Here is a 13612-nt window from a genome sequence, read left to right as displayed (position 1 = left end):
TAATACTCTTGCGGGTTCTAGTTCAGTATGAGCCGGGCGGCCCACACGATTACTGCAAGCCACAGAGCTATCGTGACCAGCAGTAAGACCGGATAGAGGCGGATCGCGACCTTGCTGCGCAGAGGAAGACCCGCCGGCAGGCTGTATTTTCCGACCAAGGTCCGGAAGGCGACCGCCTGGAGTTGATCGACGCCGACCCATGCTTCGATAAGCCGCGTCGCATCAGTGTTGGGGAAGGGAGAGATCCCGAGGGCAATAATGAGAGTATCACAGCACATACACATCGCCGCAATGATCCGAACCTGTGGTTCGTCAACCGTCACAAAGAGCACGACCGGCAATGCTGCGAAGACCATTGAGACCAGCGGTCCCGCGGCGAGAACTCGTGCCCTCTCGCGAGCGCCAAGCAGCGAGAATCCTGGCATGTGCGTGTTCGGCATGAGAATCAATCCGAACCTCGTGAGCGCAAGGAACGGAGACCTTGTTGACTCGTGATGGAACAGCGCGCCGTGCCCGCTTTCATGTAGCATCGTCACGGCACCCGTCCACACCACAGCCGCAACACCCGCAAGAATCGCCTGCCAGACCGTGGCGTCTAAGACGGTAGCGAGGGCATCTGAAAGGTTAATAGAGAGGAACGCAGCACCGGCAATTCCGGCAACAACCAAGATCCCAAAAACGACTGGACGGGCCAAGAACGTCAGCTTGCGCCACAGGCCAAGACCCGCCCCCGAATCTGCGGCACCCGCTATCTGGTCTGGCCGCACCCGCTGGCCCTCGTTGGCCGCCCAATCGATATCCGCAAGTCCCGCTTTCATCGAGAAGGGGCGTTCGACTGCCCCGACGTATGCGAAGCGATTCAGCACACCCACGATCCGTGTTGTATCCACGGGCATTCCCTTGGCGGAGAGCTCGGAGGCGATAGTGCTGACATCCCTGCTGCCGTCCACTTCGTCGAGCACGCAACGTTCGGCGAGCCCGATTTCGATCAGCCGCTCTTCGCCGTCTATCCCGATGTCCGTCACAATCGCCGTGCCGTTCCACCGCGGAGGCCCAACGCGAAGGAGCGGATTGAGCCGCGGCACCCAGTCAATGCCCCTCTTAGTCATCGCTCCCCCTCATGGCCTCGACAAGCTGATAGGCAAGGAACGCCTCGTCGGCAACGGAAACCATCATTCGGTTGTTCGTCATATGGATGTATGAGTGGCACAGGGACCACGCCGCATCATCGACGTTGGTGACGCTTCGCACGCCGTCGTCGTATTTAAACCGAAGCGCGGAGTGCTCGCACGCCTGCTCGATCTGGAATCGGACCTTGAGGCATACCTGAACCCAGTCGCGCAGGATCTGCGGGAGGTCGCCGACGTCGCCGCGCCGAATCGCATCGGCGCGAGGTACGATCTTCTTCCTGAGGTTCTCGACGGTCACCTGGTGCTGGCGCCGCCCCTCCTCCGTGCCGTACGCCGGATTCGTGTCATATCCGTCAGCCCACCTGTGGTGATAGGCGACGAAAAAATCTTCAACAAGGTCCGCGTCTTGCAGTAAGCACACGGCCGTGATGAACGAGATTTGGCTTGCGATCCCGAGCAGAATGGTGCGCACGCCCAGATTCCCCAGGTGCATAAGACGAACCATGAGTTGGGTCGACTCCACGAACTGGCGCTCGGAGATGAGCATTCCGACTTCCCCGCCATAGCGCAGCCATTCGGGCTCATACTCGCGGATCTCAATCGAGTTATTCTCGGCGAACATCGGATCGCCGTTCGCATCGAAATACTTCGGACGATCGGCGTCGGTAAACTCTCCGGCGAACAGGCTCTCGTAGAAGTTGTTGTCGGCTAGTTCTGCCATGGGGTGATACGACGGCGAGGCGGCGAGATACTGCCTGACCCTCTCGAGAACTCGAGCGTCAAGTTCCTCGACCCTTTCGGGGCGAACACGCAGCCTCAGGCGGACGTGGGAGCCTTCGAGCCAGTAGTTGATGAAGAAGTAGTCCAGGATGACGCCTTCCCTCTGCAGGTCCTCTGCTAGGGGAAGGATGCATTCACGCAAGACGATCAGCGGATTTCCGCCATAGAAGATGTGGTAGGCACGCCACACGTGGGTCGCGCGAAGTTCAGCCTCGTCCGCCAATACCTCGGGGATGACCATGGTGTCAGGCATCGCTTCCTCCCATCAGACTGATTCCGAGCATGTATTCGTTGACAACCGATCTCCCGTCATGGGTCGCCGTGGGTGATGCGGGAAGGACTTCTGCGACCTCCACGTACGCCTTGCCCTCCGCATTCTTGACGTCGTTGAGGAGTGTCGAACACGAGATCACAGAACGTATGTCAAAGTAGCTCGGCTTCTCGGCCTGAACGGCTTCATCGATAATCTTGACGAAGCACCGTTCCGGCAATCCGTTATCTGCCCAGAACCTCAGCCAAGCGAGATAGCCGTCAGCCTCTAACGGGCTGTCTGTAGGTAGCGCATCGGCAGCCATGATCGCGCGCGCCCGCGCCACCACAATGCGTCCGAGCGTGAGCCGCGGAAACACTGCGATGGTCTCGATGTCCGGCGTCGCCGTCACAAGGCTGGTGAGTTTTCGACTGATCTGCGCTGAAGGCGCGAAGAGGCTCACCACTTGGCTGCGGCGCGGAGTGGCAGCCGGAACGAGGTATCCGGCATACACGGGATGGATATCCTCGCGGCCGTCGGTGAGCACGAGTACGCCGTTTCGTTTGGTGACCACGAGGTCCTCGAGCCGGATCGCGGGCACGTCGCGTGACGAGACCGGCTCCCCAGAGAGCACCAAGCTGGTCGAGAAGAGCGGCTCATGAAGATTCAAGTTTGAAAACAGTGCGCCGCCGCTGAGCTCGACCAACCGCACACCTTTACTCTTCGCCAGCCGCTCGACGTCGGCGAGATACTCGTGAGCTGGTTCATCAAGGAGATGCGTAAATCGCGAGATCTGGAAGCCGATTCCCCCGAACGCGTCGTTGAGAATGACGCTCCCCGCCTCGCCGTCGAACTGAATAAGAGTATTGGCGTGCCGGAACGCGTGCTGGGGCCGCTGAAGAATGGCTGCGGCCTGGGCGAGAGCCTCGGAAATATTAACCTCGCCCGCATCAGATAGATTCGCGGCGCGGCTCCCCCGCGGGTGTGTGGCGACGTAACGACTCAGGTGATCGACGAAACGACGCCGCGCGAGCACCCAGCGCCACGCCTCACCCCAGCGAAGCCATGGATCGTCAGGGAGGTCATCGTCTGCGATGCCGCCCAGATCGTACGCCTCGAAAGAATCGAAAAGCTCGTCGATGAACCCGCCGATGAAGTCGGTGGCGGGAATCTCCAGACGCTGCCGACTATCGAAGTACCCCTCCATGAGGGCTGACTTCACGTGAGAATCGTCCTGGAGGTCGAGAAGCAAGAAGATCTCGCTGACCTCTGAGTCAGACAGCTCGAGTTGGGCAAGCTCGCTTCCTGTGAATCCGCCGGCGACGACGTCCTCATAGAGGACCGAGCGGGGCATATCGCCGTCGACGCCCGCAAGCGAGTAGATGCTAGCGACGAGCTCTTGGATATCGCCTATCTCGCGTTGGCGCATCTGAGGATCCTCAAGTCGGCTAAAGGAGCGCGATCTTTCCACGAACTGCGCAATGAGACAGCCCAATTCGGGGTGTGCCTGGCGAACTTCATCCACGATGCCATCTATCCGTGGCGCGTCGTGCGGGTGGATACTTAGCGCAGGAACATGAAGGTACCCGAGCCTCATGAGGTCGGCGAGGAGCTCGAGCGTCGTCTCGGGAGGGATTCCGCTCTGTCGCGATAGCTCGTCATTGAGCTCGCCGAACGTCATCAGAGCGCCGCCAAGGATCTGATACACCGCGTCAACGAGTGGCCGCTGGTTGATTATCACGTTGGATTCGGTTGGCTTCGCGTAGTCGGTGCGGGTCGAGGCGTCCTTGAAGTCCCACTGGGTGCGATCCACGGAGACGACGCCATCAGTGCCCCGAACATAGTCGGATACCCGCACCTCAAAGCCTGCCAAATTCTTAGGATCTTCCGCGAGCGCGTGCAGGGCGCGAACCACCGGGTAGAGCGACGGCAAGGAGACGCTTCGGTGCGACTGCTCTACCTCAGCCTGCCGGGTATACCCGATAGCGATGGGGCCGAGCGTTGAGAAGGGGCTCGTCTTGGTGGCGGCGCGTAACACGTAAGACTGCAAAGACCGTTCAGCCTTCCTGTCCTTCTTGTCGACCTTTCCCTTGTTTACGTGCGATGTTAGGCGGAGGAGGGCCGGAACGAGCGACGGGGATGACACCGCGATACCCGCCATGAAGAGGGGGTTGGCGACGTGTGCCACGAGCTTCTCGCGCTCCGCGGCGAGCGCATCGTCAAAGTGGTTCCGCACATAGTCGAGCCCAGTGATGAAGGTCTGCAGGTCGGTAGCGAAGGATCCCAAGGCGTCGCGAACCGATTCCCGCGAGGTCTCGTCCAGTTCCTCGAGGCGCTCCCACGCCTGCGCATAGTTCCCGTTATACAGGTGACGGCGGACGTTGATAAGACCCGTCTTCGTGCTTGCCTCCGCGCCTCCGATGAGGGGGTAAAGGAGATCGCTGATGTCCTCGGCATGGGCTTGCAGCCGTGCGTACGCCTCACGCACCTGCGAAACATGGTCGGCCAGTGTGGGGTCCAGCAGCTCAGAAGCGTGGCTATAGTCCAGCCCCCCAATGCGCACCTGACAGTAGGGATCGAGAACGCTCATACCAACCTCCGCGCCGTCGCATTGGAGTGGAACTGCCCTGATAGAGGGTCGTCGACGCCGGTCATGATCATGAGCATGGGCGTCATGGATTCTTTGTCGAGGCCCGCATGGTCCGCATGGGCTTCGGCGTCGAACCCCAGAGCCGTTCCGGAACCGAGGCCGCGCCGGGCAGCCTCAACCGATAGCGCTTGGCACGCCGCACCAATCACCGCGTTGACCAAGCGGTATCCGCGAACACCCCACTTGCGTGCGCACTCGTACACGTTCGCGCACGGGATGACGGTTGCGGCAGCCTTCTTTCCGTCGTAGTTCTTCAGGAAGTAGGTGCTGGCAAGGAACTCGCTCTGGTCCTCTGTGCTGACGAGCTCAAGATCGCCAGAAAAAGGCCGGTAGCGGTAGAGCCCGGGTTCGACGTCGTCGACTCGCGCCACATACACCAAGTATTCCCACACGACTGACGAAGGCGGAGCAACGAGGGCGCTCACGCGATCGGCACGCGATAGCAGGCCAAGCAAATCTTCTTTGCCAAAGCCCCGCCCCGTGAAGCGTCCGAAGCTCGACTGGCGGCGCATGAGGTCGCTCCACCAGTTTCCGGCGATGCCGTTCGGGCTTTCGTCCGACACGGCGTTAGGAAGAAGCTCTGCGGGCCGCTGCGGAAAGCCCATCATGTCGTTTTGCAGGGCGATCGTCGTCGTGAAATCAATCGTGCCCGGGTAGTTGGAGGTCACCCTTCCGGGAAAGGCAGCGACGTCAGGTTCGCAGCCGGCGTTTACGTCACGCTCGTTTCCCCACGCTTGGACGGCGTAGATACCGTCCTTGGTTTGATCGAGGCCCAGCAAGGGTGCAAGCTGATCTTCGTTGACCCACATGTCCCAGCTCGAGGCCAGCCTGTCACCGGCCGCTTCAGCCATAGTCGCCATGACTGTCCCGACGTCCATCGCCGTCGCCTGATAGGCGAAATCGTTGTACTTGAATCCGCTGCGCCAGTAGTTGATCGTCATGATGAGGTAACGATCGGCGGCGCGGGCATATCCCTGGGCGCGGGCGACCCGGCCGGTGAAGTCGCCCGCGGTAAGAAGTTCCCAAGCGTGGCGAAGTGGTGTGTAGTGGTACATCCCCGCATCGAGCTGGTCGTGCCCTATTCCGCTGTCGACCAGATAGAAATCCACGCAGTACCGTCCCCCGCCAGACGCGGTGGTGCGGCCCCACTTCGCGTATTCGGCGTTGCGGTACACCGGCATGTGATCGTTGCGGTTGATTGCGAGGCGCACTCCGGTGATTCCGTAACTGATATGCAATAGCGATGCGAGGAATTCTGGGGCGTTTCCTGCAACGCCACGAAAAACATCGGCGCCCTCCCCGGGAAGAGGGAGATTAATTGCAGCCGCCTCCGGATAGAATGAATGCGTCAACGGTTCCTTTGACCAGTCCACTGTCCAGTCATTAATCAGCATTCCGTCGCGGACGCGGTGGTAGATGAGATCCGCATACGCCACGGCCGCTGTTCCGGGTTCACACCACTGAGACATTTTCGCTCCTACGGAAAGGGGTGGGGTACGGGGTTCGCAACGAACGATGCGGGCGAGGCGGGCGCGCCGGTAACGGCGGCTACTCGCTTAGCTAGGCGTGGCATGTGCACGGCCCGCTGATAGGAACCAAAATCTATTGGGATGAGGCCGGGGACGACGACCTTCCAACACGCTAGTCCCATACGGTTCGCGATCTGGGAACGCATATCGACTGCCAACGGTTCGAAACCGGCGTCACGGCAACTGTGCAGCGTCGTAGCCAGATCGTCGCACACGCTCAATCCAGCCTCGGGAGCTCGGCGCAATGAATCTAGCGTCACGTGGCTGCGGATCGGATGCAGCCAGTGGTCAATGTACTGGCGCGTCTGGGGAAGCGCGAACAGGTCCGCGTGATCCTCCATCGCTCGCACGAGTGAGAAGTCGTTGAGCATCCACTCGATCTCTGCGGCGCGATCCTTCCCATGTTCGGAGACCACCTGAAAGTCCGACGCGATCTCCACGAGGGCACTTTTCAACGCGCGCTCTGGATCGGGGTGCGCGCCGGCGCCCACGCAAGTAGCGCCGGAGGGCTCGGCACACACAGCGATCACCGTAGGGACGCCGACGCCGACCGTCGCGTCGAGGAAGATGACGTCGACCCCGCACAGGTCCATTCGGCGAAGGTACGCACAGGATTCTTCGTCGTGAATGCTCGCTGGGTCGATCGGGGATAGGTCAAGGTTTCCGTACCATGCGATCATGAACGCGTCGCGTTCAATTGCCTCCAGCATTCCGAAGAGAATCGCTTCCTCGTCTGATCCACCAACGGCGCATCCGTTCGAGGAGTCCTGGACCCACGGCTCGTGGTCGTGTGCGGCGCGGTAATATGCGAGACGTTCGGGGATCATCACCGTCTCCCCCAGCAAGAAAGCGCCGTCTGGGCCCGAAGTAATCACACTCGCCTTGACCCATGCGCCGACCTTCGGGTGAGGGATTTTCCAGCAATCGCGTGGCACTCCAAACGCGTCGAGGTCGATCAGCCTTGTATTGACTGGAGGTTGCACGGCGACCTGCGCATCGTGATCGGCCTCCCCGCTCAGGCGCTCAACTCCTTCGAGCACGCCCAAATAGAGCGCGTCCGACAGCTTGCCGCAATGTCCGCCCCACGGCCGGGTGTAGTAGTCGTCTCCCACGTAGAGAATCAGAAAGCCTGACGCCTTTGCCGTGACGAGTCCGGTGACGTCAAAATCGATCTCCGCACCTATGACTGCGTGGACCGGGCTCACGTACCGCTCCACCGGGGCAACGTGGAAGTAGCTTGAGAGGGTGCGGGCACGGTAGCCGTCTGCCTCGGTGGTCATCTTCTCGGATCGAACGTGGCGGCATACCGTCGCGGCACTCCTCACCTGAAGGCTCGCGCGGTCGATCGAGATGCCATGCGCTAACCCCAGGCGGCCTCCGGCTTCCACGCAGCCCTTGAAGAAGGGATTGTCGTGCCGCGGTGACGTAGCTATGAGCTGCCGGCCCGTCCGCATGAAGAAGCGGTCCGTCATTGCTATCTGCTCGGCCATGCAACGTATGCACGTGTCACTGCCTGGGAGTACTGCGTGCCGCCACCCCTGAATCGTGTCTGTCATCGCACAGCCTCGAGAGCTGAATCGTCAGCGCACGCCCGAGAGCCAGCCGGAGCGACAACCGCCACGTGCCACTGCCCGATGCGGGCGGTTGAGAGTGCTACCTCTCCGCCGATGGGCTGGGCATCACCCGTATCGACGAGGCCCACCTGGCGCCGCCCGAGAATTTCGATCGCCGCGCGCGCCTGCGCCTCTTCCTGGCTGCTTCCAGCGCCCACCGCCCTGTACTCATCGCAGCACGCGATCGCCACGTGTTGGCCGGCTAATGGATCGTGGGCGAAAAACTCCAGTGATCCTTCAGCGACGTCGGAGACGAATGTGCCTAGCCGACCGCCGAGGACGCTCTGCACGGGCTCCGTCAGCCCCGATCCGGAAAGCATTTCCCTGCGAACTGTTGCTTCGACGCCGCGCCGAATCGCGTCGGCTCGGGTAGTGCCGATGCCGACCACGCGCGGCGCGTCTGACGCCCACGTGCAGTGCCAGCTAAGCGACTGCCCATAGGCGCGTGCGAGCGCTTCAATCCGGGCATCGGCCGTGGTCCACGGGCTCGCCGCGAAAACCTTGCCTGTTGCCGTTTCCACCAACGAGACCTTGACAGGCACCTGATCGATATCGAGATCATCGAAGTCGTACGCGGGCATAGTGAACCTATCCACCAAAGGCGCCCACACGTCGTCGTACTCATCCGCATGTGAGACGTGGATGCTCGCCGGGGTCTCGCTACCGGCGTCCTCCGGATGTGCCCCGGCTAGTTGAGCGTGCACTTCGCGCGACACCTCTGAGTAGATCGGAGTCATCGGATGTGTCGATGTGGCGCCCGTCAACGCGTTGAACGCGAGAATCTTTTCGCTGGTCTCTGGTGTGATGGCGCCCGTAATACCCTTGAATACCTCGTAGGCCAAGAGTGCACCAAAAAGGCGCTGGACTGCCTGCGAGGACGTTGCCGAGGTCCACTGGGGCTGCCCGGCCTGAGCCTGCTCAATAGCCTCGGCCCACTCTTTGCCCATGGAGCCCCGCCGCAGAGAGCTGTCTGCTGAATGCCAGCTCGCACTGCCTTCGATCCACCCAACTGGTAGCGCCCACAAGTAGTCTCCTGCCGGGCACACCCCTAGGAAGGGGACTCCTGCCTTGCGGAGGTGGTCGATCCCGCTAAGCGCCGTGGGACCCAACACCGTAAGGTCGGGCGCGAGCTCTTCGAACTGATCGACGGCGAACGACTCGGCGGACGTCACCAATTCCGCACCGTTATCGATCAGGTTGGCCTGCAACGAGTCAGCGACCTCGTCGCTGCCAACTACTAAAATCTGCGCCTGATTGAACGCCAGAAATGCCTCGTGCGGAGCATCGGTGAATTGTGCTAGGAAGGCGATCTGGTCCGCGTACTTTTCCCGTTTCTCGTTGTCGAGAAGCTCATAGTCGGATTCGGGAATCCATCGCAGGAAACCCTTCTCTTCAAGCGGAGCCGCGATTGCCTCAATCAGTTTCCAGTTGCGTTCGGCGACCGCACCCTTGATCTCGCCTACCGTCGCTTGACCGTTAAAGAGCGGGAAAACACGGCTGAAGAGCTCATAAGCGGACTCACCGGCGATCTCACAACCCGTCGTCGCATTGGAGATAAGCACTCCCCCGGGTGCCGAGGCGAAGATGGTGTCTCGTCTAAGCCAAGGGCGATCAGAATCTCGCATCATCATTATCTTTCAGAGTAAAGTTGGCTTAAGAATTGAGTCCAGTCGGTTTAAGTGATGACTATGTTTGATTGTATCCACTGCTCCTCATATCGCTGTGGGCTGAGGTAGCCCAGTGAGGAACACGAGCGGAAACCACTGTAGCGTAGTGACCACTGAGCTGCAAGGGCTCGACGTACCTTATGGAAAATGAGCGCGAACGGGTTGTGGTTCCTCACGTATTTTGAGAGCGAATACGTTCGGGATAATCAGGGGTATGAATGAGGGTGTGATTTCGCGTATGGCGCGTGTGGAAGTGACGAAGAAGCTGAGGGCGGCGTATCGGGTAGGCTCGAAGAAAGAGAAATCCGCAGTCCTGGATAGGTTTTGCGAGATTATGGGATTGTCTCCCTCCTCGGCCAGGCAGTATTTAATGGACGAGACGATTGGAAATCCGAAAGTGTTACGCTTGGATCAGCGCAGAATCAAACCAACGACATACTCTGCCGAATCCAAACACCTCTTGGTTCGCTTGTAGCACTTAGAGGGTATGCCATGCGGGAAATATATGATATCAAACCTGGAGGAGTGGATTGAGGCGCCTGAACATCACGGGGAGCTAATCGAGGGTAAGGATCATTACACGTCCGACACCAAAACAGAGGTGCTGGCAATGAGTGGCGCCACGATCGATTGTTATTTGAAGAACGAGCGGGAGAAACTCGAACTGAAAGGGGATATCAACAACGAAACCCGGGGCTTTGCTCCGTAACTCGATCCAGATCCGTACCACTAGCGCCGAGGTTGAGGCCGAGCCTGGGTTTTTCGAGATCGACACGGTTGCTCATTGCGGGCCAACTATTTAAAGGCGAGTATGCTCGTACTCTCTCACTCACGGACGTGTTCACCGGCTGGGTACATTTAGAAGTCTGCCGAAATAACGCACGTAAACATATTATTGCTGGCCTGGATCGTGCCACCCGCTTCATTCTAAGCAGATGGAATCCTCTCTTTGCATGGTTGCCCGTCGAGACGCTGGTCAAGGAGCGACAGAAAGAATACTACAACGTGCTTGCCAACTCCGATGAGAAAGGAGATAGCACGCACTTTATCTAATTCATGCTCGGCATGATCTCCCAGCCACTTGATGACGCACTTGCTTTCGAAAATAATGTCGGCATAAACAAAGGTATAAATGTCGGTATAACGAACGAAGCTGAAGCCATGCTTGAGCGGCTGCTTTTGCTCGTGCGTGAAAACCCGAGTATGACCATCAAACAAATGGCATCTGAGCTGGGCAAGCACACGTCAGACCGAGCGTATCGTCTCCAGCACGAAGCAAGAAGGCAAGCTCGTTCGCATAGGAGCCAACCGCAACGGTCATTGGAAGGCCCTGAGTTAAAGTCCCAAAAGGAGCATTTTACGCTTATTGTGATTGAGTGGGGGTGAGATTTAGGAATATAACTCCTAAATTTGCCCAGTGGCCTGATAGCTTGGGATTATCCTCCGATTGGGCGGCTTCATACGGCGCTCCAACTGGATAAAACACGCACCCTGAGTGATGTATAGACGTACAAACACCACCCGGCATTGATGAGATCCCCGCCGTCCTGCCTGCTGATAACAATGTCGAACAGCCACCCTTGCCGCAGATGCAAACCGGCTCACTCATCTTAAACGCCGAGATCGTATCTGCTCCCGCTGTTGCCGAAACACTCCTTGACTATTTGACCAGCCCCGGCACGGCAGACTCCACACTCACCGAACTCACGAGCCGATAGGCTCCTTAATTTATCCCTTTTGATGGCATCCGCCTGATGGTGGGTGCCTTTTTCATACCCAAAACACCTGAAAGGACACATTCATGAAAACGCTCTGGTTTTTGTTTCAAGGCACATTCACCGCCCTAGGAGGATTCCTCGGCTGGTTCCTCGGCGGTCTTGATGGTTTCCTCTACGCCCTCATTGGCTTCGTCGCTGCTGACTATCTCACCGGCGTCTTAGCCGCCATCAGCGAGAAGCAGCTGTCGAGTTCGGTCGGGTTCAAAGGCATCGCCCGCAAAATCCTCATCTTCACCCTCATCGGTCTCGCAAACCTGCTCGACGTCTACGTGCTCGGTGCCGGGACGGTGCTACGTACCGCGACCATCTTCTTCTACCTCTCCAACGAAGGCATCTCCCTCCTAGAAAACACCACCAGACTCGGACTACCCGTACCAGCTCAACTACGCGACACATTGACTGCCCTCGCCAAACACGACGAATCCACGCCCCTACCGGCCGATAGCGATGCCCGCCCTCCTGAGGCTCAGCCGACGCTGCCGCTCCCAGTACCCCGAGAAACCACCAACCTCAAGTGAAAGGAACACCCATGAAGAATTGGAATGAACTACAAGCAGATGAAAACCTGCTGATGAACAAGCACTACACGCAAGGCCGCAGCGGCAAGAGCATCACGAAGATTGTGTTGCATCACAACGCCGGCAACCTCACTATCAAAGACTGCTGGAACACCTGGCAGACACGTGAAGCTTCCGCCCACTACCAAGTAGACGCCGCCGGTCTTATCGGCCAGTTGGTGTGGGACAAGGACACCGCCTGGCATGCCGGGAACTGGGAAGCCAACACCACCAGCATTGGCATCGAGCACGCCAACAATCACACAGGCTATCCCTGGACAATCAGCGAGGCTACGCTCGAAAACGGAGCTCACTTGGTTGCAGCCCTGTGCCGGTATTACAAGCTGGGTCGCCCCGAGTGGGGTAAGAACGTGTTCGGACACAAAAACTTCGCCGCAACCTCCTGCCCAGGTGAAATCGCAGGCAGCCAAAACAGCAAGTATATGGCTCGTGCTCAGTATTGGTATGACCAGATGAGCGGCACTACACCCGCCTCGGCTACGCCTGCGCCCAAGCCGTCGGTGGATATTGATGCCCTTGAAGTGTCCTGGGTTTTGCTCCTAGGCTTGTGCCTTGATTTCCATTATTTCTCGGCTGGGGTGGTGTTCCCAAAATTCGGCTTCTACTTCAGCCGGCGTGCGGTAGCCCAGGCTCTGGTGGAGCCTTGACTCGTTCCACGAATTCACCCACTCAAACGTGGCAATCTCAACATCAACCACGTCGGTCCACAACCTGGTATGAATCAGCTCGTTTTTGTAGGAACCGTTGACGTTTTCAGCCCGTGCATTGTCATAAGAGTCACCAACAGTACCGGTCGAGGCGATAATTCCATGCTCAGCAAGACGCTCATTGTAGATAATGCTCACATATTGCGAGCCGTGATCCGAGTGGTGAACTAGACCGGTGGTCTTCTTGGCGCACACAATGGCTTGATTGAGTGCTTGCAACGGCAACGCTTCGGTGCGCATCGAGTCAGACAACGCCCAGCCGACGATCCTCCGGGAGAACACATCAGTCACGAAGGCGGCGTACACAAACCCTTTTCTGGTGCGCACATAGGTAATGTCTGCCACCCATAACCGATTAGGCCCACAGGCTCGAAACTCACGACCCACCAAGTCGGGGCGAGTGTCGGGCCTCTTGGGCTTATGTGTCGTCACAGGAGAACGGCCTTTACCTTTGCCAGACACACCTGCAAGGCGCATCAGACGCGCGGTCTGTTCACGTCCAATGTCGATTCCTTCACGGCGCAGCGCGTGCCACATTTTGCGAATCCCGTAGACACCGTAGTTTTGTTTATGAACTTCGGTAATGCGCTCTACTAGGGCGGCGTCGCGAAGGCTACGGACACTTAATCCCCGAGCCTTAGATTGGCGGTACCCACGAGAGGTAAGGAAACCGCCAACACGGTGTGTGTTTAACGTCGTGCAGATGAACTCGACGGTGAAATGATTCCGGTGTTTATCGATGAACTGGATCATTTCCGACGTTTTGGGTCGAGTTCCGATGCGAAAAAAGCCGACGCGGCCTTTAACAGCTCGTTGGTGTCGCGAAGCTCTTGATTCTCACGCCGAAGCTTGGCTACCTCTGCCACGAGGTCTTCGGGCAACGGCTCGGCAGTGGACACAAGCTGCTCGCCGCGACGGTCGTATTGCCTG

12 protein-coding genes are annotated in these 13612 nt (G+C 58.7%); 3 read left to right on the top strand and 9 right to left on the bottom strand.

Annotated features, from left to right (window positions below; genetic code table 11):
• Positions 1 to 17 precede the first annotated feature (17 nt).
• The 6 genes from A5774_RS02450 to A5774_RS02425 form a co-directional block, all read right to left on the bottom strand.
• Positions 18 to 1109, bottom strand: a complete 1092-nt coding sequence (locus A5774_RS02450) for a hypothetical protein (protein WP_064833213.1) — start codon at positions 1107 to 1109, stop codon at positions 18 to 20.
• Complete coding sequence (locus A5774_RS02445; RefSeq protein ID WP_064833212.1) at positions 1102 to 2163, bottom strand: lantibiotic dehydratase C-terminal domain-containing protein; 1062 nt, start codon at positions 2161 to 2163, stop codon at positions 1102 to 1104. Before A5774_RS02445 ends, A5774_RS02450 begins: the two co-directional genes overlap by 8 nt.
• Positions 2156 to 4750 (bottom strand): lantibiotic dehydratase, encoded by a 2595-nt coding sequence (locus A5774_RS02440; protein ID WP_064833211.1) that lies wholly within the window; start codon positions 4748 to 4750, stop codon positions 2156 to 2158. The genes A5774_RS02445 and A5774_RS02440 overlap by 8 nt, the downstream gene beginning before the upstream one ends.
• Positions 4747 to 6246: a nitroreductase family protein gene (locus A5774_RS02435; protein WP_197490229.1), complete on the bottom strand. Its 1500-nt coding sequence runs from the start codon at positions 6244 to 6246 to the stop codon at positions 4747 to 4749. The genes A5774_RS02440 and A5774_RS02435 overlap by 4 nt, the downstream gene beginning before the upstream one ends.
• A 41-nt stretch (positions 6247 to 6287) precedes the next feature.
• Complete coding sequence (locus A5774_RS02430; protein ID WP_187114735.1) at positions 6288 to 7829, bottom strand: YcaO-like family protein; 1542 nt, start codon at positions 7827 to 7829, stop codon at positions 6288 to 6290.
• 62 nt (positions 7830 to 7891) lie between these two features.
• Positions 7892 to 9583, bottom strand: a complete 1692-nt coding sequence (locus A5774_RS02425; RefSeq protein ID WP_064833208.1) for a hypothetical protein — start codon at positions 9581 to 9583, stop codon at positions 7892 to 7894.
• Positions 9584 to 10124: 541 nt separating this feature from the next.
• Here A5774_RS02425 and A5774_RS02415 point away from each other — a divergent pair.
• A complete protein-coding gene (locus A5774_RS02415) occupies positions 10125 to 10328 on the top strand; it encodes a hypothetical protein (protein WP_064833206.1) in 204 nt (67 codons plus the stop codon).
• 218 nt (positions 10329 to 10546) lie between these two features.
• Here A5774_RS02415 and A5774_RS11455 read toward each other — a convergent pair whose 3' ends face one another.
• Positions 10547 to 10861: a hypothetical protein gene (locus tag A5774_RS11455; RefSeq protein ID WP_187114733.1), complete on the bottom strand. Its 315-nt coding sequence runs from the start codon at positions 10859 to 10861 to the stop codon at positions 10547 to 10549.
• 559 nt (positions 10862 to 11420) lie between these two features.
• Between A5774_RS11455 and A5774_RS02405 the strand changes: the two genes are divergently transcribed.
• Both A5774_RS02405 and A5774_RS10820 read left to right on the top strand, forming a co-directional pair.
• Positions 11421 to 11915 carry a holin family protein gene (locus A5774_RS02405; RefSeq protein ID WP_064833205.1) on the top strand — a complete coding sequence of 165 codons (495 nt, stop codon included), beginning with the start codon at positions 11421 to 11423 and terminating at the stop codon, positions 11913 to 11915.
• Between the two features lie 11 nt (positions 11916 to 11926).
• Positions 11927 to 12622 carry a peptidoglycan recognition family protein gene (locus tag A5774_RS10820; protein ID WP_082936066.1) on the top strand — a complete coding sequence of 232 codons (696 nt, stop codon included), beginning with the start codon at positions 11927 to 11929 and terminating at the stop codon, positions 12620 to 12622.
• Here the strand turns inward: A5774_RS10820 and A5774_RS11175 are convergent.
• The gene (locus A5774_RS11175; protein WP_064833203.1) at positions 12515 to 13435 is read right to left on the bottom strand and encodes an IS3 family transposase; all 921 of its coding nucleotides are present in this window, start codon (positions 13433 to 13435) and stop codon (positions 12515 to 12517) included. The two genes, A5774_RS10820 and A5774_RS11175, sit on opposite strands and share 108 nt — an antisense overlap.
• The coding region (locus tag A5774_RS11450) for a hypothetical protein (RefSeq protein ID WP_197490233.1) at positions 13432 to 13612 on the bottom strand (181 nt) is incomplete at its 5' end. The genes A5774_RS11450 and A5774_RS11175, both read right to left, overlap by 4 nt.

The organism is Corynebacterium sp. EPI-003-04-2554_SCH2473622, assembly GCF_001665955.1.
In the GTDB taxonomy this organism is placed as follows: Bacteria; Actinomycetota; Actinomycetes; order Mycobacteriales; family Mycobacteriaceae; genus Corynebacterium; species Corynebacterium pseudodiphtheriticum.
Note: the sequence above shows the minus strand (reverse complement) of the source record. Positions and strands in the feature narration are given on the sequence as shown.

Excerpts from the sequence above, each read along its gene's own strand:
- A5774_RS10820 (WP_082936066.1), top strand. The coding sequence starts at position 11,927 with ATGAAGAATTGGAATGAACTACAAGCAGATGAAAACCTGCTGATGAAC.
- A5774_RS11175 (WP_064833203.1), bottom strand. The coding sequence starts at position 13,435 with ATGATCCAGTTCATCGATAAACACCGGAATCATTTCACCGTCGAGTTC.
- A5774_RS02405 (WP_064833205.1), top strand. The coding sequence starts at position 11,421 with ATGAAAACGCTCTGGTTTTTGTTTCAAGGCACATTCACCGCCCTAGGA.
- A5774_RS02425 (WP_064833208.1), bottom strand. The coding sequence starts at position 9,583 with ATGATGATGCGAGATTCTGATCGCCCTTGGCTTAGACGAGACACCATC.
- A5774_RS02415 (WP_064833206.1), top strand. The coding sequence starts at position 10,125 with ATGATATCAAACCTGGAGGAGTGGATTGAGGCGCCTGAACATCACGGG.
- A5774_RS02440 (WP_064833211.1), bottom strand. The coding sequence starts at position 4,750 with ATGAGCGTTCTCGATCCCTACTGTCAGGTGCGCATTGGGGGGCTGGAC.
- A5774_RS02445 (WP_064833212.1), bottom strand. The coding sequence starts at position 2,163 with ATGCCTGACACCATGGTCATCCCCGAGGTATTGGCGGACGAGGCTGAA.
- A5774_RS02450 (WP_064833213.1), bottom strand. The coding sequence starts at position 1,109 with ATGACTAAGAGGGGCATTGACTGGGTGCCGCGGCTCAATCCGCTCCTT.
- A5774_RS02430 (WP_187114735.1), bottom strand. The coding sequence starts at position 7,829 with ATGGCCGAGCAGATAGCAATGACGGACCGCTTCTTCATGCGGACGGGC.